The organism is Chachezhania sediminis (genome assembly GCF_009765275.1).
GTDB lineage: Bacteria > Pseudomonadota > Alphaproteobacteria > Rhodobacterales > Rhodobacteraceae > Chachezhania > Chachezhania sediminis.
On record NZ_VOPH01000004.1, the window covers coordinates 446,778 to 469,322 of the forward strand.

Sequence of the window (22,545 nt, forward strand, 5' to 3'; positions counted from 1 at the left end):
CATGAAACAAAGATCCGATCGCGCCCGGTCTGCAAAAGGCCGCGCGCGTCTTGCGGTTGAAGATGCTTTCACCACGTAAACTGTTGGGCGCTGCATCGGTCGGTTCCCGCTCATGCCTGGCACAAGTTTCTGAAATTTCTGTGAAAGGCAGCTCGGGGGATTTTCTCTTTTTCCCGAAGTTCTGATATCCGGCCCTGCCGGTCGTCGGGCATCCGATGACCGGGTTGCATTCGTAACATCCGGCGCCGGGACTTCCGCGCCGTCTGCGTCAGGAAAACTATCGATGGTCGTTTCGTTCTGGGCCCGGACAGATAACAGCAACGCGAAGAACCCGGGCGTCAATCTGACGCCCGCCGGCGCGATCCGGATCGAATTCCTGCCGCTGACGCCTTCGGGCGACCCGGGCGACCTGGTGCTGCAGCAGCCGGGGGCGGGGATTCCCGATCCCACGACGGTGATCAGCATCGACGGCGAAACCTATTCCTTCGTCTACGAGTTCACAGGCACCCTTCCGACGCGGAAAAACCTGGGCGGCAACCAGATCCCGGACCAGTACAAGGGCGACGTGATGAACCTGATCACGGTGATCGACTATCCCGCGCCGGGCCAGTCGGCCCGTCTGGTCTTCCTGCCGAAAAACAGCGCCTCGCAAGAGGACATGGACGATTTCGGAAACGGCGCATTCCGGGTCCAGGATATGGATGGATCGCCCACGCCGGAACCGCTGTGTTATCTGGCCGGCACCCTGATCCGGACGCCCGAAGGCGACCGTCCGGTTGAAGCCTTCCGTCCCGGCGACACGGTTCTGACGGCCGATGGCCGCGTGGTGCGGGTGCGCTGGCTGGCCACCAGTATCGTGGACCCCTTTGCACGGCTGCGCGATCCGTCCCTCCGGCCGGTGATGATCGCGCCCGACGCCCTTGGGGCGGGCCTGCCGAACCGACCGCTGGGCGTGTCGCGGAACCATTGCCTGCGGATCACGGGCTATGCCGTGCAGCTGGTCTGTGGCGAGGATGCGGCCTTTCTTCCGGCCAAGCATCTGCCCGGCAGCCTGCGCCTGCCTGAACCGCCGGTTGCCCGCGATCTGCACTATCACAACCTGCTGCTGGACCGGCACGAGGTCATCGTCGCAAACGGCGTCGCCGCCGAAAGTCTGTATCCGGGACCTCAGGCCGTCGCCGTCCTGGATCCGGCCGGGCAGAAGGTGCTGGATGCCATCGTCGCCCGCCGCGGCTATTATGGCCCGACCTGCCTGCCGGTCCTGCGCCGGTACGAGGCGGACGTGGTGGCCAATGAGTTGGACGGGATCCGGACTGTCGCTGTCCGTCGCGCGCTTTGCGCGTGATCCGACCGTCTCAGTCTCAGTCTCAGTCTCAGTCTCAGACTTGACCGGATCGGTAATCCGCCAGTGTCTTGCCGGGCTCGTCCCGGAACAGTTCGGGCAGGGCGGTTGCCTCGACGATCAGGTCCAGTCGGAAGCGGCGGAAATCCCGCCGCCATTCGCACCAGGCCAGCAGGGTCCAGAACCGTCCCAAGCTTTCCAGCGTTAGCGGGCGCACGGTCCGGTCCGTCCGGGTTCCGTCCGTGTGCAGCGTTGCCAGCCGCAGCTTCTGCCTGCCGTTGATCGCCGCCCGGATCCGCGCCAGCTGTCCGACGCCGCGCGCGGTGTCTGCAAAGGGCGTCAGCGCCGTGCGCCAGCTTTCGGATTCGGGCAGGACATCCACCGGCAGGACGGCGTCGATCCTTGAGGCCAGCGCCTCGGCCGCTCCGCGCAGCCGGTCGTCCGCGGCTTCGGCCACGATGGCCAGCCCCAAGGTCAGCGCCTCGGCCTCGGCCGGGGACAGGGTCAGGGGCGGCAAGGTCACGGCGCCGGTCGCACGATAGCCCGCGCCCCGCGTGCCTTCGACTGGCACGCCCGCGGCCATAAGCCGGTCCATGTCGCGATAGATTGTGCGTTCCGACACATCCAGCGCCAGCGCCATGTCGCCCGCACGGTGGCGTTGTCCGTCGCGCAGGATGTCCAGGATCCGAAGCAGGCGATCGGGGCGGGTCATGGGGGTATTTACTGACAAAAACATGTCAGGAGTCAAGTCGCAGCGCCAAGCGCCCCAGAAACCCGCGGCTTTGGCCCGTCCCGAAGCCCCGTCGCGTCTTTCGCCTGCCGCGGCCCCGTTCTAGACCGGGCCGGACAGAGCACATTTGCCGACCGCGCCCGCCTTTCGTGCGCGGCGGCCCCAGCGAAGGGAGACTGACATGCTCAACAACATCGGCCTGCCGGGCCTGCTTCTGATCGCCGTCGTGGTCCTGGTTCTCTTCGGCCGCGGCAAGATTTCGTCGCTGATGGGCGAAGTCGGCAAGGGTATCACCGCGTTCAAGCGCGGCGTGAAGGATGCCAACGACGAGATCACGGACGATACGGGCGAGACCGCGCGCGACATCACGCCGGAACCCGAGAAGGACAAGGCCTGATCGCGCCATGTTCGACCTGGGCTGGACCGAGCTTCTGCTGATCGGCATCGTCGCGCTGATCGTCGTGGGCCCGAAGGACCTGCCGGTGCTGTTCCGCAGCGTCGGCCAGTTCGTCGGCAAGGCCCGTGGCATGGCGCGCGAATTCACCCGTGCGATGCATGACGCCGCCGACGATGCCGGCGTCAGCGACATTTCCAAGACCCTGCGCGCGGCCACCAATCCGATCAACACCGCCATGGACGGTGTCCGGAAGGCCGCCGGCGACCTGACCGCGGATTTCGATCCGCGCAAGCTGGATAAGGACACCGCGTCCCAACCGGCAAAGAAGCCGGCCTATGACCCCGACAGCGAAACCGGCAAGCTGGCCGCCCAGAAAGAGGCGGAAAGAGCCGAAACCGCCAAGCGGATGGAAGCCATCGCCGCCCGCAAGCTGGCCGAACGCCGCCAGCGCGAGGCGGACGAGGCCCTGCAACGCGCCCAGGAAGCCGAAGCGCGCCTGACGGCCACCGACGACATGCCGGCGGACCCGGACAAGAGCTGATATCACCTGATGACCAGTGCCACCGACGACGACATCGACGATTCCACCGCGCCCCTGATCGAGCATCTGGCCGAACTGCGCCAGCGGCTGATCTATTCCGTGATCGCCTTCATCGTGGGGATGGTGATCACATTCACCTTCGGCTCGACGATCCTCGATTTCCTGCTGATGCCGATCGAATCCTCTCTGCGGGCGCTGGGGGATCCGAACCCGACCATGCAGTATACCGCGCCGCAGGAGTATTTCTTTACGCTGGTGCGGATCTCGATGGTGTTCGGCCTGGCGCTGTCCTTTCCGGTGATCGCCTACCAGTTGTGGCGTTTCGTGGCGCCGGGGCTCTATCGCAGCGAAAAGAACGCGTTCCTGCCGTTCATCATCGCCTCGCCCTTCCTGTTCATCCTGGGCGGCAGCTTCGCGCAGTATATCGTCACGCCGATGGCGATGAAGTTCTTCCTGGGCTTCGCCGACGCCAGTTCGCTGGTGGCACCCCTGCTGCAGGACACCGGGCTGGCCGATCTGGGCGCCACCGCCTCCGATCCGATCCAGATGCCCACGACGCCCCATGGCATCGCCATCGTCTTTCAGGGCAAGGTCAACGAAACCTTCGACATCACCCTGAAACTGATCGTGGCTTTCGGCCTGTGTTTCCAGCTGCCCGTTCTTCTGACCCTGATGGGCAAGGCTGGCCTGGTGACAGCCGCAGGCCTGGGATCGGTGCGCAAATATGCCGTGGTCGCGATCCTGATCCTGGCCGCGATCATCACGCCGCCGGACGTGATCACGCAGGTCATTCTCTTCGTGGTCGTCTACGGTCTTTACGAAATCTCGATCTTCCTCGTGAAACGTGTCGAGAAGAAGGAAGAGGCACGACTTCGTGCGGAAGGGTATTTCGAAGATGACGACCTCGGAGAGGATCCGCTTGCAGCCGAATTCGGCGACGATGCCGGAGAAGACGAAGGGGACGACACCCGTGACCGCTGATGGAACCGATGCACACGGATTGCTGCAGGCGATGGCCGGCGAACTGGGGTTGGAAGGCGACGGTCTGACCGCTGCCGCCGAACGGATCGCCGACGCGCTGGAGCGGATGTCGCCGCCGCCGGGGCCCGCCCCGGATTTCGGCCGGGCCTCGGCCTTCGTGTGGCATGTGGACCCGGACCGGCTGGAACCGGTCGATCAGGTCGCCCACGTTCACCTGACGCTGCTGCACGGCGTCGACCGGGCCCGGGACACGCTGCTGGACAACACGCTGCGCTTTGCCGAAGGTTTCATGGCGAACAACGCGCTTCTGTGGGGCGCGCGCGGCATGGGCAAGTCGAGCCTGGTGAAGGCGATCCATGCCGATGTCGCCGAAGGCCATCCCGACCTGAAGCTGGTCGAACTGCAGCGCGAGGATCTGCCTTCGGTGGGCCGGCTGCTGGACCACCTGCGCAACGCCCCGCAGCGCTTCATCCTGTTCTGCGACGACCTCTCGTTCAGCCAGGACGACCAGCATTACAAAAGCCTGAAGGCCGTCCTGGATGGCGGCATCGGCGGTCGTCCTGCCAATGTGGTGCTTTATGCCACCTCGAACCGTCGCCACCTGATGCCACGGGACATGATCGACAACGAACGCTCGACAGCGATCAACCCGTCCGAGGCGGTCGAGGAAAAGGTCTCGCTTTCGGACCGTTTCGGCCTCTGGCTGGGCTTCCATCCCTGCAGCCAGGACGAATACCTGACCATGATCCGCGGCTATTGCGACGCCTGGGATGTGGCGGTCGACCCCGATGTCCTGACCGCGGAAGCCATCGAATGGCAGGCGACCCGCGGCGCCCGTTCCGGCCGCGTCGCCTGGCAGTTCTTCACCGACCTGGCCGGCCGCCACGGCGTCCGCCTGGGCTAGTCGGGGTTGGTCTAGGCCGGTCTGCCACCGGGTCCGCTACCGGGCACGCCGCAAGGCTTGCCCGGCTTCTTTCCCGAACCTGCCATGTGCGCGCTGACACCCGAAACCCCGGTGCGGGCCCTCACTTCTTTGGTCTCCAAATACCCTCGGGGGAGTCGCGCCAAAGGTGCGGCGGGGGCAGCGCCCCCAATGCGAGCCTGAACACGATCAAGACGCCGGACCTTCGCCCGACCGGTAGGGTGCGTGCTCTGCACGCACCGTTCCTACATCACTGAAGATAGGGCATCGGGTCCACGCTCTCGAACCCCTTGCGGACCTCGAAGTGGACATAGGCATTGTCGCCGCTGCGGAGCTGGGCGATCGATTGGCCCTTGGACACGGTGTCGCCCTTCTTGACCTTGATGTCCTGCACATTCGCGTAGACGGTCAGGACGTTGTCCGGGTGGCGCAGCACCAGGATCGGCACCTGGTCGGCATCGGCGGTGATCGCCGCTACCGTGCCGCCTTCGGCCGCGTGCACGGCGGTTCCGGGCGCCGCCGCAATGTCGATCCCGTCGTTCTTGCCCTTGCTGTAGGGCCGCACGATGCTGCCCGACACCGGCATCGACATCCGGGCCGAGGACTTGGCCGTGGGAGTCAGCGCCACGGTCGAACTGGGTTTCGGCGCCTCGGCGATGGGCGTCGTGGCGATGGTCTCGGCCGGCAGCGGCTTGGCGGCACTCGGCGGCAGCGGCGTGGGCGAGCCCTGGCCGGGCTGCGTTGTCGATGCGGCCGCGGCCTTCGGCGCCGCGGCGGTCGTCACCGGGATCAGCAGGTACTGGCCTTCTCGTACGGTGAATTCCGCATCCAGCCCGTTCCAGTCCGCCAGAGCCTTCACCGGCACGTTGTAAAGCCGGGCGATTGTATAGGCCGTCTCGCCCCGTTCGACCTTGTGACGGACAGGTTCGCTGCCGGCGGCGGTGGCCGCGGCGGTGCCGGTCGTCGTGGCCGCGCCAGGCGTGGCGGGCGCCGTGTCGATGGCATTGCCGGCCAGGGTCGCGATATCGACCGACCCGGGCGCCGCCACTCCGGGACCGACGCGGCGGGGCAGGGCCACCACCTCGCCGGCGCGCAGCGGGTCGCCCACCTGCAGGCCGTTATAGGTCGCGACCTCGGCCGGGGTCAGGCCGATCCGGTTCGCAAGCGTGGTCACGGTGTCGCCGGTCCGGGCCACCGCCACCTGGTAATTGGGGTACGAGATGATGCCGTTGGCATCGGGCTTGGGCCGCGCCTCGGTCGCGGTGCGCGCGGCCTGAGAGGTGGAAAATCCGCCCATCTTGCCCCGCAGGTCATAGTCGAAGGGTTCCGAGCAGGCGGCCACCAGGGTCAGTGCCACAAGGCAGGACCCGATCCGTGCAGTGCGGATATCGTTCATTCGGATCATGCTTTCCTCGTTCCCACGATTGCGGGACCGCCAGCCGAGGCCAGCCGGTCCCCACTATGTCCCCTGGTCCGGTCCTACCCGTCCTTGCCCAGCCCTTCAAGCAGCGGGACGAAACGGACGGGCCGTATTTCCTGATAGTCGTATCCGTCGGCAAGCCGCCGCACACGGATCAGCGTCTGCACCGCATCCGACTGCCCGACAGGCACGACCATGACGCCGCCGGGCTTCAGCTGGGCCATCAGGGGGCCGGGCGGATCTTCGGCCGCGGCTGTGACCAGGATCTTGTCGAAGGGCGCCTGTTCCGGCAGTCCGCGGGACCCGTCTGCGGTGATCGCGGTCACGTTCGACAGCCCGATCTCGGCAAAGAGATCGCGGGCCGCGCGGACCAACTGCGGAAAGCGATCGACGGTATATACCCGCCGCGCCAGCCGCGCCAGCACGGCCGCCTGGTAGCCCGATCCGGTGCCGACCTCCAGCACCTTGTCGCGGGGCGTTACCTCCAGCGCCTGGGTCATAAGGCCCACGACGGACGGTTGCGAGATGGTCTGGCCGCAGGCGATGGGCAGCGGCAGGTCTTCATAGGCGCGTTCGGCAAAGATGCCGCGCACAAAGCGGCCGCGGTCGACGCCTTCCATGGCGGTCAGGACGGCCTTGTCGGTCACGCCCTTGGACCGCAGCGCGTAGAGGAACTGCATCAGCACGTCCGGGCCGGGGCCGGTCATTCGATGGATTTCAGCCGGTCGATCATGTCGTGAGCGCTGAGATCGGCGCGCATCGGCGTGATCGAGACATGGCCGTCCAGGTTGGCATCGACATCCGTACCGGGCGCCGTGCGGATCTGCTGGTTGACGCCCTTGATCCACAGGAACCGCCGGCCCGAGGGCGACAGGTGCGGTTCCACCCCGAAGGCGGTGTCCCGGCGAAAGCCCTGCGGCACGACGCGAAAGCCCTGCACGTCCGCCGCGGGAACGGGCGGAAAGTTCACGTTGTAGAACAGGCGGTAATCGACCTGGTCCTCGGGATCGTGGGCCAGGATCCGGCGCACGACTTCGGCCCCGTGAACGCGGGCGGCCTCGAACGGATCGGGCGCGTTGAAGATCCTGGGGCCCAGGAACTGCGACAGGGCGATGGCGCGCAGGCCCTGCAGCGCGCCTTCCATGGCCCCGCCCAGTGTGCCGGAATAAAGCGCGTTCTCGGCCGAGTTGTTGCCGCGGTTCACGCCAGAAAGCACGAGGTCGGGCATCAGGCCTTCCATGACATCGTGGATGCCGGCCAGCACGCAATCCGCCGGCGCGCCTTCGGCGGCATAGCGGCGGTGGCCCAGCTTGGCGATCAGCATCGGGTGGGTATAGCTGATCTTGTGCGCCACGCCCGATTGCTCGAAGGCGGGGGCCACGACCCACACCTCGCCCTTGGGGCCCGCGATCTCGGCCGCGATCTCTTCCAGGACGGCCAGGCCCGGGGCCGCGATGCCGTCGTCATTTGTGACCAGAATACGCATGAAGGATCCTTTCCGCGTCCTTGATACCCATGGGGCAGGGGCGGAGCAACCGGGCCCGCGCCCAGCAGGCAGCGACAGGTCGGCGCCCCTTGATCGAGGCAGGGGATCGCGCCTCTCGCACCCGACCCGCCCGCCCCGACGGTCAAGACGCGATGCGCCGCCCCGGTGGGGGGACGCGGACTTGAAGACCTTGGTGGTGTTCGCGCGCGCCGTCAGGCGGCGGTCACGGTGGCGAGTTCCGCCAGAAGCTGTGCTGCGGCCTGGGCCGGGGGTGTCAGGCGCGTCCGATCCTCGCCCGGGTGGAACCGGCCGCGCAGCGCGGTCGGCATCGGCGGCGGCGTCAGGATCTTGATCCGGTCGCCGAAAGCCGCCTGTTCGTTCGCCCAGCTGCGGGCCAGCGCGATCTGCGCAGCCTTGGTGGCGCCGTAGATGCCATAGAATTTCTCGCCTGCGTGGACGTCATCGAAGAAGACCGCACGTCCCTCGGTCCCCAGAAGAGGCGAGACATAGGTGATCAGGCGCGCGGTGGCATTGGTATTGGTCTCGATCGACTTGGACCAGTCCTTGTCGTCCATGTGATCGACCGGGCCCAGTGGGGCTGCGTGGATGGCACAGTGATACCAGGTCGACACACCGCCCCAGCGATCCCAGATCCCGCGGCAGAGCGTGGCCATGGCTTCGGGTACGTTGATGTCCATCGGCGCCAGCGTGGCCCGGCCGCCCCTGGCCTTGATACGGTCGTCCAGCTCTTCCAGGCCACCGATGGTGCGGGCCACGGCCACGACGTGGTGATCGGGGGCTAGCGCTTCGGCCAGGGCAAAGCCCAGGCCGCGGGACGCGCCGGTCACCAGAACCGGTTTCGGGCCGGAAGGCGCGGCAGCGGAGGGAGTGTCGGAGGCGTCGGGCAGGGTGCTGGTCATGGACCGCGATGTGCATCGCCGGCGCGGCGCCGTCAAGTGCGGCGCAGCGCCCAAGAGTGTGGCGGCCTCAGCTGCCCGGCATGTGCAGCCGTTTGGTGCCGGCGCCGGTCCCCAGCGTGATGCTGTCGTCGCCGATGGCTGAAACCTGACGGCCGGCGACACGGTCGCCCGGTCGCACGGTCACGATCTTGCCCGAGGACAGACGCAGAAGGGCCGAGGGCGCCTTGGGAGAGCCCAGAAGGCCGATCAGCGTGGTCGTGCGCAGGTTCAGGTCTGTTTCGTTGGTGGCCAGCTTGGCCACGTTCTCGGGCGTCAGGCCCTGACCCGGAAGGGCATTGGTCATTTTCGTTTTCCCCAGCCGCGGCAGAGATCCGCCACGATCATTGTCCGTTTTCGGTGTCCGACGCGCAGGCGATGACTGCGTGTCGGGCGGCGGACATAGGTCTGGCAAACGGGAAAGGAAAGGGGCCGGCGCTGCACTCGGCAGCGCCTTGCCGTCAGTCACGATCTATTCGGCAGCCTTCAGCTGGAATCCCTGATCGATCTGGTCGCTGGGCTGGACCGGGTATTCGCCCGAGAAGCAGGCATCGCAATATTGCGGATGCCGCGTGTCCCGACCGCCTTCTTCGCCCAGTGCGCGGTAGAGACCGTCGAGCGAGATGAACTTGAGCGAGTCGACGCCCAGATGGTTGCGCATCTCGTCTTCGGTCATGGTCGCGGCCAGCAGCTTTTCCCGTTCCGGCGTGTCGACGCCATAGAAGCAGGGCCAGGCCGTGGGGGGCGAGGCGATGCGGAAGTGGACCTCGGCCGCGCCGGATTCCAGCAGCATTTCCTTGATCTTGCGGGTGGTGGTCCCGCGCACGACGGAATCGTCGACCAGGATCACCCGCTTGCCCTTGATCAGGGCGCGGTTGACGTTCAGCTTCAGCCGGACGCCCATGTTGCGGATGTGTTCCGTGGGTTCGATGAAGGTCCGGCCCACATACTGGTTCCGGATGATCCCCATGGCATAGGGAATGCCGGATTCGTGGGCATAGCCGATCGCCGCGGGCGTCCCGCTGTCGGGCACCGGGCAGACGATATCGGCGTCGACCGGGGCTTCCTGGGCCAGGACGCGGCCGATGGATTCGCGGCTTTCATAGACTGACCGCCCCTTGATGACCGAGTCGGGGCGCGAGAAGTACACGTTTTCGAAGATGCAGAAGCGCGAGCGTTTCTGGCGGAACGGGCGGCGGCTGTCGACGACGCCGTCCTCGATCACGACCATCTCGCCCGGTTCGATCTCGCGGATGAACTCGGCGCCGATGATGTCCAGGCCGCAGGTTTCCGAGCTGAGGGCGTACCCCTCGCCCAGCCTGCCCAGGACCAGCGGGCGCACGCCCAGCGGGTCGCGGACGCCGATCAGCTTTGTGCGGGTCATGGCGACCACGGAAAAGGCGCCCTCGACCCGGCGCAGCGCGTCTTCCATCCGTTCCGGGATGGTGCGCTGCAGCGACCGCGCCATCAGGTGGATGATGCATTCCGTGTCGGACGAGCTCTGGAAGATGGAGCCCATCTCGATCAGTTCGCGCCGCAGCGCCAACGCGTTGGTGATGTTGCCGTTATGAGCGATGGCCGCACCGCCCATGGAAAATTCGCCGAAGAACGGCTGCACGTCGCGGATCTGGGTCTGGCCCTTGGACCCGGCCGTGGAATAGCGCACGTGGCCGATTGCCAGGGGCCCCGGCAGGCCGGCCATGACGTCGGCAGACGTGAAGTTGTCGCGGACATAACCGAAGCGACGGTCGGAATTGAAACCCAGCAAGGGATCGTGGGTGACGATGCCGCCGGCCTCTTGTCCGCGGTGTTGCAGGGCATGCAGGCCAAGCGCCACGAAGGTGGCGGCATCCTGCAGTCCGGTCACACCGAATATCCCGCATTCCTCCTTCAACTTGTCATCGTCGAAAGGATGGGCAGGCGGCATGGTCTTTGGGAAATCTGACGCGCGCAAGTCGGTCTCCGAATCCGGTACTGTCGCTGAAACCGTCTTACGCTGTGACGCGGTCCATGTCACGAAAGGATCACAAATGCGATCCGGTCCCCCGGCACGTGTTCCGCTCCAGGGCATCGTGGACTCGTCAACTTACGCAAGACGGTTGCTATATAGCCGTTTCCGGCAGAAGTTCAACGGCCGCAGGTTCCGACCAGGACCTCGTATTGCGAGGTGATCCAGCCCAGGGCCTTTGCGGGGTCGTCGTTTTCGATCTGCGTGGTCAGGCGTTCGAAGACCTGCGCGGACCGGCTTTGGTCGACGACGGTGAAGCTGTCGGTCGCGGCGACCGTCTGGTAGATGAAGAAGGCGATGGCGACCAGCAGGATGCCGCGGGCCACGCCGAAGAAGAAGCCCAGGCCCTGATCGACGCCGCCGAAGGCAGACCGCTGCACCACGGTCGAAAACAGCGGCGTGAAAAAAGACACCACGATCAGCGATATCGCCAGCACCGCGCCGAAGGCCGCGATGATCGACAATTCGCAGCTGTCGGCGATGTACTTTCCGATGACCGGGATTTCTTTCATCAGCGGCTCGACCTGAGGCGCGAAGATGAAGGCCAGGACGGCCGCGGCGATCCAGCCGGCGATTGCCATGGCCTCACGCACAAAACCCCGCGAATAGGCCAGAAGCGCGGAGATTACGATGACAACGGCCACAGCGCCGTCGATGATGGTAAAACCTTCCATGGTGACGCTCGCCAGTCCCCGTTTTTTCGTCTCTGATTGCCGGGACGCCACGATGGTGCCGCCGGTTCCTGCTCGGCCTTGCGGCCCTGTTGCTGCCGGGTCCGGGGCCCGGATGGGCCCGTTCGCCGCTCGTCCGGGGGTCGCCCCGGCACGCGTCTGGCTGTCGGTGTCAGCCGGCCCCGAAGGTTTCCCCCACGAAGCTGGCCAGATCCGCCGGTACCGTCACCGTGATCGCCCCGTCCAGCGGGGTCTTTCCCGCTGAAGGCGCGATCGCCTGCGAGAAACCAAGTTTTCGGGCTTCTTTCAACCTGTTTTCTGTTTGCGACGCCGGACGAAGCGCGCCGGACAGGCTGATTTCCCCGAAGACAACCGTCTCGGCCGGCAGCGCGACATCTTCGCGCGCGCTTAAAAGGGCAGCCGCGACGGCCAGGTCGGCGGCCGGTTCGCTGATCTTCAGACCGCCCGCGACGTTCAGGTAGACATCAAGCCCGGTAAAGGGGATGCCGCAGCGTGCCTCCAGCACGGCAAGGATCATCGCCAGTCTTCCACCATCCCATCCGACGACCGTTCGGCGCGGCTGGGCCTGGGGGGTGGGCGCGACCAGCGCCTGCAGTTCGACCAGCACCGGCCGGGTGCCTTCGATCCCGGCAAAGACCACCGATCCGGCGGCGGGCTGACCACGGCCGGACAGGAACAGGGCGGACGGATTGCGCACCTCTTCCAGCCCGCGGCCCGTCATCTCGAACACGCCGATCTCGTCCGCGGGGCCAAAGCGGTTCTTGACCGCGCGCAGGATCCGGAACTGGTGGGCACGCTCGCCCTCGAAATAGAGCACCGTGTCGACCATGTGTTCGACCACGCGCGGGCCGGCGATCTGGCCGTCCTTGGTGACATGGCCGACCAGGATGACGGACACGCCGCGCCGTTTGGCAAAGGCGGTCAGTTCATGGGCCGCGGCGCGGACCTGGCTGACAGACCCGGGCGCCGATCCCACCTGGTCGGACCACAGCGTCTGGATGGAATCGATCACGGCAAGCCGCGGCTTCACCTCGTCCAGGGTCGTCAGAATGTCGCGCAGATCGGTGGCGGCGGCCAGTTGCACCGGGGCTTCCGCAAGGCCAAGCCTGCGCGCGCGCATCTGCACCTGCGCCACCGCTTCCTCGCCCGAAATGTAAAGCGTGCCCAGACCTTGAGACGCGAAATGGGCCGTAGCCTGCAGCAGCAGCGTCGATTTGCCGATGCCCGGATCGCCGCCGACCAGGATCGCGGAACCATCGACCAGCCCGCCGCCCAGCACGCGGTCCAGCTCCTCGATCCCGGACATTGTCCGGGGCGGGGGCGCGGCACGGGTATTCAGGTCGGTCAGGGGCAGGGCACGGCCGCGTTTGGATCCCAGCGAGGCCGTGGCGGGCCCGGCCGACAGGGGCGTATCCTCGACGATGGTGTTCCATTCGCCGCATGCCTCGCACCGGCCCGACCACTTCGAATGGACGGCGCCGCAGGCAGAGCAGGAAAAACTGGGCGACTTGGCCATGGGGCGACCCTGTGCCTTAATCCGCCGGTGCAAGCAAGGGGGCCGCATGCCGATCCAGTACGCGTTCGGTCAGGTGGCCCACGACGATCCCGGCAACGACGCAGAAGGTGAAAAGGTATAGGCCCCAGCCCACCTCGATCCGGCCGATGCTGATCGACTTGAAGATGGTGACGTATAGCGCGATCAGGAAAATGTCGGCCATGGCCAGCCGGCCCAGGAAATGGGTGGCGGGCAGCAGCCACCGTTCGGCACTGTGCATCTGAAGCAACAGCAGCGCCACGGTCTTCACGATCGGCGCAACGATGGCGAAAAGCGCCACGGCAAGCGCCAGGAAAAGGTCGGTCTGCCACAGCTTCTGCAGGCCGCTGACCACCGAGATTTCGGACATCCCGAACAGCGGCAGCAGTCCGGCCCGGATCAGCGGCGCGAACCAGGCCAGCGGGTACAGGACCAGCAGCGCTGCGGTGAAGATGCGAAGGAACAGCAGCATGTGACCCCATCGTGGCGGATATGCCGGCGACATGTGGACGTGAACTGGACCGGGCACAAGATGTGGCGCCCCATCCCGGGCGCTGGGTGACCCGGACCAGGGCCGGATTTCGCGCAGGATTTTCCGGACCCGTCCGCAAAGGCGGTTCTGTCGGTCAGGTGCAAACGCCGGTCCGGCTGTCGGCGGTCCGCGCGGCAGAATGCGCCGCAGCGGGATCGGAGGAGAAATGCCGTTCGATCAGCCACTTACCAGTTATAGGCAAACCCCAGAACAACGCCGGTCGCGTCCAGAAAGCTGGCTCCGGGCTGGTCATAGGCGAACTGGCGATACCCGGCATAGATCTGCATATTGCCGTCGGCCACCCATTGGGAAACCCCCACGCCCCAGGACGAGGATTCCGATCCATCGGTGACAAAGTCGTTGCCCCGGTAATAGTCGACCGCCAGCGCAGTGGTGCCGGCGTGCAGCCAGTCGGCGTTGTAGCCCAACTTTGCATAGCTGAAACTGCCGCTGCCGCTTTGGGTGCCGGCGCCAAGGGTGAAGACGACGTTGCCGGCCGACAGGTAACTGGCAGAGCCATAGGTGGCGGTGAAATCGCCGTTGCCGGTGTCTTCGGCGCGATACGTGGCCAGCGCCGCGCCGATCTGTCCGCCGGCCAGCTTGGCCTGGTAAGTCGCGGCCGCGGACAGGTAGGTGGTGTCGTCGTCCGGATCCAGGATGTCCTGACCCCACGAGACGCTGAACTGCACCCCGCGGGTGGTCGGCGTGTCATATCGGACGCGGCCAGCCGCGATCCAGTCGAAGGTCGGGAAGGCATCGTTCACCGTCACCTCCGACAGCGCTCCGGCGCCGGTTCGGAAGGCATAGCCGCCGAAGTTCGAATCGAAGGACAGCTCGGTCACGTTCACGGTCTGGCCGAAATCCGTGCCCGATGCCCCGTAGCCTGCCAGCTTTCCCTGGCCGGCCGACAGCGTGCCGAAGGCGCCCGACAGCGAAAACGCCAGGATCTGGATATCCGTGCGGTCCCAGTCGAGCGGTTCGGGCACGTCGCCCTGGCCGATGTCCGAAGACGACCTGAAGCCGAAATAGGTTTGGAAATCGAACCCGAAGGTCAGCCCCGCGCCCAGCGGCTGGGTGACCTGCATGTTGACGAAGCTGTCGTTGGTGGCGTTGTCCGCAAGCTCTGTATAGCTGCCGACGCCGTCGTCGAAGCGGAAATAGCCCGGGTTGAAACTGCCGCTGAATGTGACGGACCCGCCAGAGGCGCTCTTGAAGGTCGGCCCGCCCAGCGCCGGCGTGCCGATGGCACCCGCGATCAGCAAAAGCGGGGCAAGGCGATGGTGTCCATGGAACATGCAGCTTAGGTCAGTTATTTGAAAATGGGCACTAAGTGCGACTTATCAGGACCATACGAGGCGGAGCGGCCCGATGGCAAGTCCAGGGACGGCCAGTGGCCCTGCATCGCCCGTCTTGCACGAATTGCAACCTGGCTGCGGCGGCGAGAGCCGCGAAATCCGCTGTTTGTTGGTGGGGCAGTTGACGGTTCAGGGTTGACGGTTCAGGGAGGTGCGCCGCAGAAGCTGACGCGGTTCTGCCGACCACAGGCATGATGCCGCATTGGCCCGTGGAATTGTTCACGAATGTCCGTGAAGATTTTGAAATATATTATTAAATTACTTGATCTGGTGTTCGCACCTGGGACTGCTGCACCGATCCGGTCCATATCCCGCGGTGGGGCTTCGCCTCGGACGACCAATGCTGTCCGGCGGAACCTGGGTCGCACGAACGGAAGCATAGGAGGGTGGCTGTGGCTTCGATTTGGAGGCTGTCCATGACAAGGCGATCCCGGGGCGGTAAGCTGGCCTGTGCAATGCCGGGCGGTCGCGATGTCCTGACGACCTTCGCGCCGGTCGTGGGCGGCACGCCGTCCACGACTGTGGTCGATGTCGACACATCGCATTCGCTTCAGATGAAAATGGACGACTGGCAGCGATCCTGAAAGCCTTCAAGGCTCGTGCCGAAGCGGGGTGAACCCTAGCGCACCGCCTCGATCGGGCCTTCGGCGCGGCCGTTGATGAACTGTTCCAGATAGGGATCGCCGGAATGGTCCATCTCCGCCACTGGGCCGGTCCACTGGATCACGCCGTCGTGTAGCATGGCCACGTTGTCGGCAATCGCCCGGACAGAGGACATGTCGTGCGTGATGGTCATGGCCGTCGCCCCCATTTCCGTCACGATCTCGCGGATCAGTTCGTTGATCACGCCCGACATGATCGGGTCGAGCCCGGTGGTCGGTTCGTCGAAGAAGATGATCTCGGGATCGGCCGCGATGGCGCGCGCCAGGCCCACGCGTTTCTGCATGCCGCCCGACAGTTCCGCCGGGAACCGTTCGGCGACGTCTGGCTTCAGCCCCACGCGGCGCAGCTTTTCCACTGCGATTTCATAGGCTTCGGCCTTGGGCCGCTTCAGGCTGCCACGCAGCAGGCGAAAGGCCACATTCTGCCAGACGGGCAGGGAATCGAATAGCGCCGCGCCCTGGAACAGCATGCCGAAGCGTGCCAGGAACGCGTCACGGTCGCCCTTGGACGCGTCCTGGCCATCGACCAGGATCCGGCCCTTGTCCGGCGTTACCAGTCCCAGGATGCATTTCAGCGCCACCGATTTCCCGGTGCCGGACCCGCCGATGATCACCATCGACGTGCCTGTTTCGATGTTCAGGTTCATGCCGCGCAGCACGCGGTTGGACCCGAAGGCCTTGTGGATGTCCTCCATCACGATCATACCGAGAAGAACACCCCCGTGAGCAGGAAATTGGCGGCCAGGATCAGGATGGCCGCCGCCTCGACCGAGCCCTTGGTGGCCCGGCCGACGCCTTGCGCGCCGCGTCCCGAATTCATGCCGTAGAAGCATCCCATCAGCGTCGCGATCAACCCGAAGGCACAGCCCTTGACCAGCGACGAGATCACGTCGAGGCTTTCCAGGAAGTTGACCGTGTTCTTCAGATATGTCGCCGAGTTGAAATCAAGGCTGTAGACCGCCACCGCGTAGCCGCCCGCGATGCCGACGATGTCGCCAATCCCCACCAGCAGCGGCACGGTGACGATACCGGCCAGAACGCGGGGGGCGATCAGGTATTTCATCGGATGCGTGGACAGCGTCACCAGCGCGTCGATCTGTTCCGTCACTTTCATCGTGGCGATTTCGGCCGCGATGGACGAGGTGACGCGCGCCGCGATCATCAGGCCCACCAGCACGGGGCCCAGTTCGCGGACCATGCCGATGGCGACGATCTGGGGCACGACGGCTTCGGCGCTGAAGCGTGCGCCGCCGGCATAGATCTGCAGCGCCAGCGCACCGCCGGTAAAGATCGCGGTCAGCGCCACCACCGGCAGCGACAGCCAGCCGATATTCAGGAAGGCATTCCCGATCTCGCGCCAATAGAAGGGCGGGCGCAGGATATGACTGATCGCGCCGAAGGCGAAGATCGCCATGCGACCGACGGCTGCCACGGCCGAGATGGCCCAACGGCCAAGGGCCGCCAGAAGGGCCAGTGGGTTCAGGGAAAGGCCTTCGGAACTCATCCGGCATAGCTCCGGGCATAGCGCGCACCCAGCGCGGTCAGAATTTCATAGCCGATCGTGCCGCCGACGGCCGCCACTGCATCGACGCCCTGACGGGCGTTCAGCAGGGTCAGCGTGTCGGGGTCGTGGCCCAGGTCGGTGATGTCGACGGTGATCAGGTCCATCGACACGCGACCCGCCACCGGGCAGGCGACGTCGCCGGAAAAGACCATCAGCCCGTTCCCCAGTGCGCGGTGCAGCCCGTCGGCGTAACCCGCTGAAATCGTGGCGATCCGGCTTGGCCGCGTCGCGGTGAAGGTATTGCCGTAACCCACCGTTTCGCCCGGGGCGACGTCGCGGGTCTGAATCACGGGGATGTCCAGCGTGACGACCGGGATCGCCGCGTCGAAAGGTGCCCCGCCGTACAGACCGACGCCCGGCCTGGTCATGTCGAAGTGATAGTCCGGGCCCAGCAGGATGCCGCCCGTCGCCGACAGCGACCGCGGCGCATCGATATCGGCCGTCATCTCGACGAAGGCGGCCAATTGCTGGGCATTCATCGGGTGCGACGGTTCGTCGGCGCAGGCCAGGTGCGACATGATCAGCGCAGGCTTCAGGTCCAGCGCGATGGCGCGCAGGGCGGACCATTCCGACGGCTCCAACCCCAGACGGTTCATGCCGGTGTCCAGCTGGATCCCGAAGGGATGACCGGGCAGCGCTTCGACATGGCGCAGCATCTGGTCGACCGAATTGATTAGCGGTGTCAGGGCGTTATCGCGAACAAGCGATGTGTCGCCGATCATGTGTCCGGAAAAGACATAGATCGCTGGGCCGGGTCCGATGGCGGCGCGGACGGCCGCGCCTTCTTCGGTTGCCGCGACGCAGAAACTGCGCGCGCCGGCAGCGGCCAGCTTGGCGGCCACGCGTCCGGCCCCAAGCCCGTAGGCATCGGCCTTCACGACGGCGGCGGTTTCGCTGGCGGTCTGGGCGTCCAGCGACCGCCAGTTGGCGGCGATGGCGTCGAGGTCGATGGTCAGATGGCCGGTGCTCATGGCGACGTTCTTGACAGGATGGCCGGCAGGGTCAAGGGCCAGTGCGCCGCACAGCGTGCGTCCGCCCGTCCCAGCCCCGTTCCAATGCCGGCAACCCGGCAGGTCGCCGGTGGGGCGACTGGATCAGAACTCGACTTCCAGTTCGATGATCTCTTCCGGTTCGGCCAGGGCGCCCTCGGTCCATTCCTTCATCAGCGACCAGTCGAGGATGGTGGCGACATAGGCGTCCAGCGCCTCGTCCAGCTCGACCGAGTAGGTCTTGAAGCGGGTGCAGACCGGGGCATACATGGCGTCAGCCACCGTCGGCGTCGCGCCGAACAGGAACGGCCCGCCCGATGCGTTCAGGCACTGGTGCCAGATTTCCTTCACACGCTCGATATCCGGCCGCGCGCCCGAGAAGATCTTGAACCGCTGGTGCTGGGATTTCAGGTTCATCGGCAGGGCCGAACGCAGGTTGTGAAAACCGGAATGCATCTCGCCCGAAACCGACCGGCACAGGGCGCGGGCCGCGACATCGGCCGGATAGAGGCCTGCGTCGGGGAAGCTTTCGTTCAGGTATTCGGCAATCGCCAGCGTGTCCCAGACGGCGACATCACCGATCATCAGGCGCGGCACGCGGACCGAAGGGGACAGCAGAAGTAGCTCCTGCCGGTTGGCGGCATCGTCGGGATCCACGTGTTCAGCCGCGAATCCGATGCCCGACATCTTGCACAGCAGCCAGCCGCGCAACGACCAGGAGGAGTAGTTTTTTGATGAAATAGTGAGCGTTGCGTCGGCCATTGGTCCCCCTTATCGCGGCACTGCAGCGATTTTCCGATTTTTGTTGTCGCACTCGGGTCGCCGTCTGGCTAGCGTTTTTTCAGAGAACAGGAGCAAAGAACGCCGTGCTTTACGCAATTTATCAAGGGCTTGATGATTTCGTCACCCCTTTGCGAACATCTGCCCAATTCGGCCTGTCCTTCAGCCCCAATTCGGCCGGCCCGTTTGGCAGCGTTCTGCGCCGCAATGCAGCAATGATGGAGATGCTGACGCGGTTCCGGCTGACCCATACGCGGCCGTCCTTCGGGATCCGGTCCGCGAGCGTCGGCAACCGCGAGGTTCCGGTGACCGAGGAGGTGGTGCTGGACATGCCGTTCGGCCAGCTTCTGCGCTTCAAGCGCGACATGGACACGCCCCAGCCCAAGGTGTTGTTGACCGCACCGCTGTCGGGCCATTTCGCGACGCTTCTGGCCGGCACCGTCAAGACGCTGCTGCGCGATCACGACGTCTATATCACAGACTGGAAGAACGCCCGCGATGTCCCGCGTGCGGCGGGCACGTTCGGGGTGGAGGAGTATATCGAGTACATCATCCGGTTCATGGAGGAACTGGGCCCGAACAGCCACATCGTCGCCGTCTGCCAGCCTTGCGTGCAGGCGCTGGCGGCCGTGGCGGTCATGGCCGAGGACAGGAACCCGGCAACGCCCCTGTCCATGACGCTGATGGCGGGCCCAATCGACGTGCGCGAAAGCCCGACCGAGGTGAACAAACTGGCCTTCGACAAGCCGCTGGACTGGTTCAAGAAGAACGTGATCGCCACGGTGCCGTTCCGCTATCCCGGTGGCGGGCGAAAGGTCTATCCCGGCTTCGTGCAACTGACGGCCTTCATGACCATGAACATGGACCGACACAAGGCGCAGCACCGCAAGCTTTACGACTGCCTGGCCAAGGGCGAGATCGAGGAAGCCAGGAGGATCAAGGACTTCTACGACGAATATTTCGCGGTCCTGGACCTGACCGAGGAGTTCTATATCGAAACGATCGACCGGATCTTCCAGCAGGCGCAACTGGCGCAGGGGACGTTCCAGTACAAGGGGCGTACCGTGAACCCGGCCGCAATCCGGAACACGGCGCTTCTGACGGTCGAAGGCGGGCGCGACGACATCTGCGGCATGGGCCAGACCAGCGTGGCCCACGACCTGTGTTCGTCCCTGCGCCCGCACCTGAAGCGGCACCACCTGCAGGCCAATGTCGGCCACTACGGCGTCTTTAACGGCCGCAAGTGGGACAACGAGATCTATCCGATCGTCCGCAACACCATCCTGGCAATGCACTGACAGATCGGGGCCGGGGGCTTATGCGCCCCGGCTTTCGATGAAGCAGGTCGTGGTCCCCGTGGCCAGCAGACGGCCGTCCATGTCGGTCACGCGCGCCTCGGACGTGGCGGTCCTGCGGCCGCGGCTCAGCACCGTTGCCACCGCGCGCACCTGCCCGGTCTTGTGGGTGACGGGGCGGTTGAACTTCACCTCTGTCCCCAGGCTGGAAAAAGTTTCGCCCGGCGCCAGCACCGTGTGGACGGCGCAGCCCAGTGCGCTGTCCAGCAGCGCCATGGTCCAGCCGCCATGCACGATCCCCATAGGGTTCAGATAGGCGACGGCCGGGTTTCCCCTGAATTCCGCCAGTCCGTGGTCCAGGTGATGGATCCACTGCTGCATCGTCTGTGCCATCGGCGGGGCGGGCAGGCGCCCTTCGACCACCGCGCGCAGCGTTTCCAGCCCGGTCATGCCGGCCACCTGCTCCGGGCGGGCCACGCCGAATTCGATCTGTGGGAAGGGCGCCGGGGTAAAGGCGGGTTCTGTCTGGGCAAGGGCGGGCTGGGTCATCCTTGGATCTCCGGCTGGATGGGGCGTCGATTGTCCTTTTAGATTATGGATGCAATCTAATCCGGGTCAAGATAGATTTGGATCATCATCCAAAGAGGGGGGATGCCATGCGTGTCAGCCGGGATGTCGCCGAAGGGAACAGAAAGCGCGTGGTCGAGACCGCGTCGCGGCTGTTCCGCGAACAGGGCTATGACGGGATCGGAATATCCGGGCTGATGAAGGTCGCGGGCCTGACCCATGGCGGGTTTTACAAGCAGTTCGCGGACAAGCAGGCCCTGGTGGTCGAGGCGACGCGCGCCGCCCTGGCCGAGAACCTGCGCCGCTGGTCCAAGGTGATGGCCCGGAACGGCAAGGATCCAGTGCGCGCCTTCCGCGACTTCTATGTCTCCAGGGCCCATGTCGACGATCCGGCCGACGGGTGCAGCCTGGCGACCCTGGCCGCCGAAGCTGCGCGGCAGGGGCCAGAGGTCCAGTCGGCCTTTGCCGGTGGAATTGGCGCGATGGCCGGGCAGCTTCAGCTCGCGGGGCTGGACCGCGACGCAGCGCTGCACCAGCTGTCGACCATGGTCGGTGCCGTGATCCTGGCCCGCGCCGTGGGCGAAGATCCTCTGGCGGACGAAATCCTGAACGCCGCACGGACAGACGAGGGTTCCGGCCGTTAGGGGCCAGGAACGGTCCGACGCGACGATGGCGTATGGCATGGCCCGGCAAATGCAGTATGACCGAAGGATGTCCGGCGTCGCACGAAGGTCCGACGCTTTTTCCGGGTGAGTTCAATTGCGCCATGTCCTGCCGCCGCTGCCGTCGCTGACCGCCTTCGAGGCGGCGGCGCGCCATGGAAGCTTCACCCGTGCGGCGGAAGAACTGAACATGTCCCAGTCCGCCGTGTCCAAGCGCATCGCGGGGCTGGAAGACTGGATGGACATCAAGCTGTTCGAACGTGTCCGCCAGCGCATCGTCCTGACCGAGGCGGGCGAGCATTTCCTGGCCCGCGTGCGGACAGCGCTGGAGATCATGGACGAGGCGACGGTGGAAACGCTGTCGCTGCGGCCGCACGCCACCACCTTCAACCTGGCCACGCTGCCGTCCTTCGGACATTACTGGCTGGCCCCGCGTCTGGCGCGCTTTGCCGACAGCCATCCGCGGATCTCGCTGAATGTCACGGCGCGGAAATGGCCTTTCGATTTCCGGCAGGAAAACACCGACGCTGCGATCCTCTACAGTCCCGCACCCTGGCAGGGCGGACCGTCGGTTCGGCTGTTCGGGGAAGAGATGATCACCGTCTGTGCGCCGGGGCAGGTGGTGCCCGGGGACCTGTCCGCCCTGGGGCGCCTGCCGCTGCTGCACCACCGCGCGCGGCATCACGACTGGCAGAACTGGCTGAATGAAGGCGGGATCGAGGACGTGAACGCCTTCCGCGGCAGTCGCTTTGAACAGTTCGACATGATTATAAGATGCGTCGCCAACGGGCACGGTATCGGGCTGGTGCCCACTTTCATGGCAACTGAAGATCTGGAAGCCGGCAAAATCGTCCAACCCTTCCGCCGCGGCATGACCTCCCCCGCAAGCTACTATCTGGCCTATCCCGAGGGGAAAGCCCATCATCCGGCACTTCTGGCCTTCAAAAACTGGCTGTTCGGCGAAGTCATCCCGCGGCCGGATGAACGTACCACCGATTCCGGTCATTCCATTCGGGAATGAACTTGCGCTGTTTTATCGTTTGGCGCTTGGCCGCACCAAGGGCTACGGATTCAGGACAGCGGCAGGCGAAATCGGCCTGCCTGCAGCCGGAGCTGCCCCCAGGTCGCTG

At 65.5% G+C, this 22,545-nt stretch carries 25 protein-coding genes; 9 read left to right on the forward strand and 16 right to left on the reverse strand.

Annotated elements, in window-relative coordinates; genetic code table 11:
- Window positions 1–283 precede the first annotated feature (283 nt).
- Window positions 284–1,345, forward strand: a complete 1,062-nt coding sequence (locus tag FQK05_RS15565) for a Hint domain-containing protein (protein WP_158968422.1) — start codon at window positions 284–286, stop codon at window positions 1,343–1,345.
- A 34-nt stretch (window positions 1,346–1,379) separates the two neighbouring features.
- Here FQK05_RS15565 and FQK05_RS15570 read toward each other — a convergent pair whose 3' ends face one another.
- The gene (locus FQK05_RS15570; RefSeq protein WP_158968424.1) at window positions 1,380–2,054 is read right to left on the reverse strand and encodes a helix-turn-helix transcriptional regulator; all 675 of its coding nucleotides are present in this window, start codon (window positions 2,052–2,054) and stop codon (window positions 1,380–1,382) included.
- Between the two features lie 199 nt (window positions 2,055–2,253).
- Between FQK05_RS15570 and tatA the strand changes: the two genes are divergently transcribed.
- The 4 genes from tatA to FQK05_RS15590 are packed head-to-tail and all read left to right on the forward strand — an operon-like array spanning window position 2,254 to window position 4,895.
- Window positions 2,254–2,469 (forward strand): twin-arginine translocase TatA/TatE family subunit, encoded by a 216-nt coding sequence (tatA, locus tag FQK05_RS15575; protein ID WP_158968426.1) that lies wholly within the window; start codon window positions 2,254–2,256, stop codon window positions 2,467–2,469.
- 7 nt (window positions 2,470–2,476) lie between these two features.
- Window positions 2,477–3,010: a Sec-independent protein translocase protein TatB gene (gene tatB / locus FQK05_RS15580; protein WP_158968428.1), complete on the forward strand. Its 534-nt coding sequence runs from the start codon at window positions 2,477–2,479 to the stop codon at window positions 3,008–3,010.
- Window positions 3,011–3,019: 9 nt separating this feature from the next.
- Window positions 3,020–3,991: a twin-arginine translocase subunit TatC gene (tatC, locus tag FQK05_RS15585; protein ID WP_158968430.1), complete on the forward strand. Its 972-nt coding sequence runs from the start codon at window positions 3,020–3,022 to the stop codon at window positions 3,989–3,991.
- 31 nt (window positions 3,992–4,022) lie between these two features.
- Window positions 4,023–4,895, forward strand: coding sequence for an ATP-binding protein (locus tag FQK05_RS15590; protein ID WP_158968535.1), 873 nt, complete (start codon window positions 4,023–4,025; stop codon window positions 4,893–4,895).
- A gap of 268 nt (window positions 4,896–5,163) precedes the next feature.
- On the opposite strand, the gene FQK05_RS15595 is transcribed toward FQK05_RS15590, so the two are convergent.
- From FQK05_RS15595 to FQK05_RS15640, 10 genes are all read right to left on the reverse strand, one after another.
- Window positions 5,164–6,318 carry a peptidoglycan DD-metalloendopeptidase family protein gene (locus FQK05_RS15595; RefSeq protein WP_158968432.1) on the reverse strand — a complete coding sequence of 385 codons (1,155 nt, stop codon included), beginning with the start codon at window positions 6,316–6,318 and terminating at the stop codon, window positions 5,164–5,166.
- A 74-nt stretch (window positions 6,319–6,392) separates the two neighbouring features.
- Window positions 6,393–7,040: a protein-L-isoaspartate(D-aspartate) O-methyltransferase gene (locus tag FQK05_RS15600; RefSeq protein ID WP_158968434.1), complete on the reverse strand. Its 648-nt coding sequence runs from the start codon at window positions 7,038–7,040 to the stop codon at window positions 6,393–6,395.
- The gene (surE, locus tag FQK05_RS15605) at window positions 7,037–7,819 is read right to left on the reverse strand and encodes a 5'/3'-nucleotidase SurE (RefSeq protein WP_158968436.1); all 783 of its coding nucleotides are present in this window, start codon (window positions 7,817–7,819) and stop codon (window positions 7,037–7,039) included. Before surE ends, FQK05_RS15600 begins: the two co-directional genes overlap by 4 nt.
- A 212-nt stretch (window positions 7,820–8,031) precedes the next feature.
- Window positions 8,032–8,739: an SDR family NAD(P)-dependent oxidoreductase gene (locus tag FQK05_RS15610; protein WP_158968438.1), complete on the reverse strand. Its 708-nt coding sequence runs from the start codon at window positions 8,737–8,739 to the stop codon at window positions 8,032–8,034.
- A 67-nt stretch (window positions 8,740–8,806) separates the two neighbouring features.
- Entirely contained in the window at window positions 8,807–9,082 is a 276-nt protein-coding gene (locus FQK05_RS15615) for a pilus assembly protein PilZ (RefSeq protein WP_158968440.1), read from the reverse strand.
- A gap of 165 nt (window positions 9,083–9,247) precedes the next feature.
- Window positions 9,248–10,702 carry an amidophosphoribosyltransferase gene (gene purF, locus FQK05_RS15620; RefSeq protein WP_158968442.1) on the reverse strand — a complete coding sequence of 485 codons (1,455 nt, stop codon included), beginning with the start codon at window positions 10,700–10,702 and terminating at the stop codon, window positions 9,248–9,250.
- Window positions 10,703–10,902: 200 nt separating this feature from the next.
- Window positions 10,903–11,457 carry a CvpA family protein gene (locus FQK05_RS15625; RefSeq protein ID WP_158968444.1) on the reverse strand — a complete coding sequence of 185 codons (555 nt, stop codon included), beginning with the start codon at window positions 11,455–11,457 and terminating at the stop codon, window positions 10,903–10,905.
- Between the two features lie 169 nt (window positions 11,458–11,626).
- Entirely contained in the window at window positions 11,627–12,991 is a 1,365-nt protein-coding gene (gene radA / locus FQK05_RS15630; RefSeq protein ID WP_158968445.1) for a DNA repair protein RadA, read from the reverse strand.
- A gap of 16 nt (window positions 12,992–13,007) precedes the next feature.
- Window positions 13,008–13,481 carry a paraquat-inducible protein A gene (locus FQK05_RS15635; protein ID WP_199252682.1) on the reverse strand — a complete coding sequence of 158 codons (474 nt, stop codon included), beginning with the start codon at window positions 13,479–13,481 and terminating at the stop codon, window positions 13,008–13,010.
- A 245-nt stretch (window positions 13,482–13,726) separates the two neighbouring features.
- Window positions 13,727–14,836, reverse strand: coding sequence for a porin (locus FQK05_RS15640; protein ID WP_158968449.1), 1,110 nt, complete (start codon window positions 14,834–14,836; stop codon window positions 13,727–13,729).
- Between the two features lie 476 nt (window positions 14,837–15,312).
- Between FQK05_RS15640 and FQK05_RS15645 the strand changes: the two genes are divergently transcribed.
- Window positions 15,313–15,480 carry an SRPBCC family protein gene (locus tag FQK05_RS15645; RefSeq protein WP_158968451.1) on the forward strand — a complete coding sequence of 56 codons (168 nt, stop codon included), beginning with the start codon at window positions 15,313–15,315 and terminating at the stop codon, window positions 15,478–15,480.
- Between the two features lie 35 nt (window positions 15,481–15,515).
- Here the strand turns inward: FQK05_RS15645 and FQK05_RS15650 are convergent, their stop codons facing one another.
- The 4 genes from FQK05_RS15650 to FQK05_RS15665 all read right to left on the reverse strand — a co-directional run bounded on the left by FQK05_RS15650 (window position 15,516) and on the right by FQK05_RS15665 (window position 18,873).
- On the reverse strand, window positions 15,516–16,262 hold the full coding sequence (locus FQK05_RS15650; RefSeq protein WP_158968453.1) for an ABC transporter ATP-binding protein: 747 nt from the start codon (window positions 16,260–16,262) through the stop codon (window positions 15,516–15,518).
- Window positions 16,259–17,041, reverse strand: a complete 783-nt coding sequence (locus FQK05_RS15655; protein WP_158968537.1) for an MlaE family ABC transporter permease — start codon at window positions 17,039–17,041, stop codon at window positions 16,259–16,261. The genes FQK05_RS15650 and FQK05_RS15655 overlap by 4 nt, the downstream gene beginning before the upstream one ends.
- A 17-nt stretch (window positions 17,042–17,058) precedes the next feature.
- The gene (gene alr / locus FQK05_RS15660; RefSeq protein WP_158968455.1) at window positions 17,059–18,093 is read right to left on the reverse strand and encodes an alanine racemase; all 1,035 of its coding nucleotides are present in this window, start codon (window positions 18,091–18,093) and stop codon (window positions 17,059–17,061) included.
- Window positions 18,094–18,216: 123 nt separating this feature from the next.
- Window positions 18,217–18,873, reverse strand: a complete 657-nt coding sequence (locus tag FQK05_RS15665) for a glutathione S-transferase family protein (protein WP_158968457.1) — start codon at window positions 18,871–18,873, stop codon at window positions 18,217–18,219.
- Between the two features lie 104 nt (window positions 18,874–18,977).
- Between FQK05_RS15665 and FQK05_RS15670 the strand changes: the two genes are divergently transcribed.
- Window positions 18,978–20,189, forward strand: coding sequence for a polyhydroxyalkanoate depolymerase (locus tag FQK05_RS15670; protein WP_158968459.1), 1,212 nt, complete (start codon window positions 18,978–18,980; stop codon window positions 20,187–20,189).
- 18 nt (window positions 20,190–20,207) lie between these two features.
- Here the strand turns inward: FQK05_RS15670 and FQK05_RS15675 are convergent, their stop codons facing one another.
- Entirely contained in the window at window positions 20,208–20,735 is a 528-nt protein-coding gene (locus FQK05_RS15675; protein WP_158968461.1) for a PaaI family thioesterase, read from the reverse strand.
- A gap of 107 nt (window positions 20,736–20,842) precedes the next feature.
- On the opposite strand from FQK05_RS15675, the gene FQK05_RS15680 reads away from it, so the two are divergent.
- Together FQK05_RS15680 and FQK05_RS15685 are read left to right on the forward strand one after the other, a co-directional pair.
- Window positions 20,843–21,397 (forward strand): TetR/AcrR family transcriptional regulator, encoded by a 555-nt coding sequence (locus FQK05_RS15680; RefSeq protein ID WP_158968463.1) that lies wholly within the window; start codon window positions 20,843–20,845, stop codon window positions 21,395–21,397.
- Between the two features lie 115 nt (window positions 21,398–21,512).
- The gene (locus FQK05_RS15685) at window positions 21,513–22,436 is read left to right on the forward strand and encodes a LysR substrate-binding domain-containing protein (RefSeq protein WP_158968465.1); all 924 of its coding nucleotides are present in this window, start codon (window positions 21,513–21,515) and stop codon (window positions 22,434–22,436) included.
- Window positions 22,437–22,545: the final 109 nt, after the last annotated feature.

Excerpts from the sequence above, each read along its gene's own strand:
- purF (WP_158968442.1), bottom strand. The coding sequence starts at position 10,702 with ATGCCGCCTGCCCATCCTTTCGACGATGACAAGTTGAAGGAGGAATGC.
- tatC (WP_158968430.1), top strand. The coding sequence starts at position 3,020 with ATGACCAGTGCCACCGACGACGACATCGACGATTCCACCGCGCCCCTG.
- FQK05_RS15565 (WP_158968422.1), top strand. The coding sequence starts at position 284 with ATGGTCGTTTCGTTCTGGGCCCGGACAGATAACAGCAACGCGAAGAAC.
- FQK05_RS15610 (WP_158968438.1), bottom strand. The coding sequence starts at position 8,739 with ATGACCAGCACCCTGCCCGACGCCTCCGACACTCCCTCCGCTGCCGCG.
- FQK05_RS15645 (WP_158968451.1), top strand. The coding sequence starts at position 15,313 with ATGACAAGGCGATCCCGGGGCGGTAAGCTGGCCTGTGCAATGCCGGGC.
- alr (WP_158968455.1), bottom strand. The coding sequence starts at position 18,093 with ATGAGCACCGGCCATCTGACCATCGACCTCGACGCCATCGCCGCCAAC.
- FQK05_RS15625 (WP_158968444.1), bottom strand. The coding sequence starts at position 11,457 with ATGGAAGGTTTTACCATCATCGACGGCGCTGTGGCCGTTGTCATCGTA.
- FQK05_RS15595 (WP_158968432.1), bottom strand. The coding sequence starts at position 6,318 with ATGATCCGAATGAACGATATCCGCACTGCACGGATCGGGTCCTGCCTT.
- FQK05_RS15665 (WP_158968457.1), bottom strand. The coding sequence starts at position 18,873 with ATGGCCGACGCAACGCTCACTATTTCATCAAAAAACTACTCCTCCTGG.
- FQK05_RS15590 (WP_158968535.1), top strand. The coding sequence starts at position 4,023 with ATGGCCGGCGAACTGGGGTTGGAAGGCGACGGTCTGACCGCTGCCGCC.
- FQK05_RS15615 (WP_158968440.1), bottom strand. The coding sequence starts at position 9,082 with ATGACCAATGCCCTTCCGGGTCAGGGCCTGACGCCCGAGAACGTGGCC.
- surE (WP_158968436.1), bottom strand. The coding sequence starts at position 7,819 with ATGCGTATTCTGGTCACAAATGACGACGGCATCGCGGCCCCGGGCCTG.
- radA (WP_158968445.1), bottom strand. The coding sequence starts at position 12,991 with ATGGCCAAGTCGCCCAGTTTTTCCTGCTCTGCCTGCGGCGCCGTCCAT.
- tatA (WP_158968426.1), top strand. The coding sequence starts at position 2,254 with ATGCTCAACAACATCGGCCTGCCGGGCCTGCTTCTGATCGCCGTCGTG.
- FQK05_RS15640 (WP_158968449.1), bottom strand. The coding sequence starts at position 14,836 with ATGTTCCATGGACACCATCGCCTTGCCCCGCTTTTGCTGATCGCGGGT.
- FQK05_RS15680 (WP_158968463.1), top strand. The coding sequence starts at position 20,843 with ATGCGTGTCAGCCGGGATGTCGCCGAAGGGAACAGAAAGCGCGTGGTC.
- tatB (WP_158968428.1), top strand. The coding sequence starts at position 2,477 with ATGTTCGACCTGGGCTGGACCGAGCTTCTGCTGATCGGCATCGTCGCG.
- FQK05_RS15600 (WP_158968434.1), bottom strand. The coding sequence starts at position 7,040 with ATGACCGGCCCCGGCCCGGACGTGCTGATGCAGTTCCTCTACGCGCTG.
- FQK05_RS15635 (WP_199252682.1), bottom strand. The coding sequence starts at position 13,481 with ATGCTGCTGTTCCTTCGCATCTTCACCGCAGCGCTGCTGGTCCTGTAC.
- FQK05_RS15675 (WP_158968461.1), bottom strand. The coding sequence starts at position 20,735 with ATGACCCAGCCCGCCCTTGCCCAGACAGAACCCGCCTTTACCCCGGCG.
- FQK05_RS15650 (WP_158968453.1), bottom strand. The coding sequence starts at position 16,262 with ATGATCGTGATGGAGGACATCCACAAGGCCTTCGGGTCCAACCGCGTG.
- FQK05_RS15570 (WP_158968424.1), bottom strand. The coding sequence starts at position 2,054 with ATGACCCGCCCCGATCGCCTGCTTCGGATCCTGGACATCCTGCGCGAC.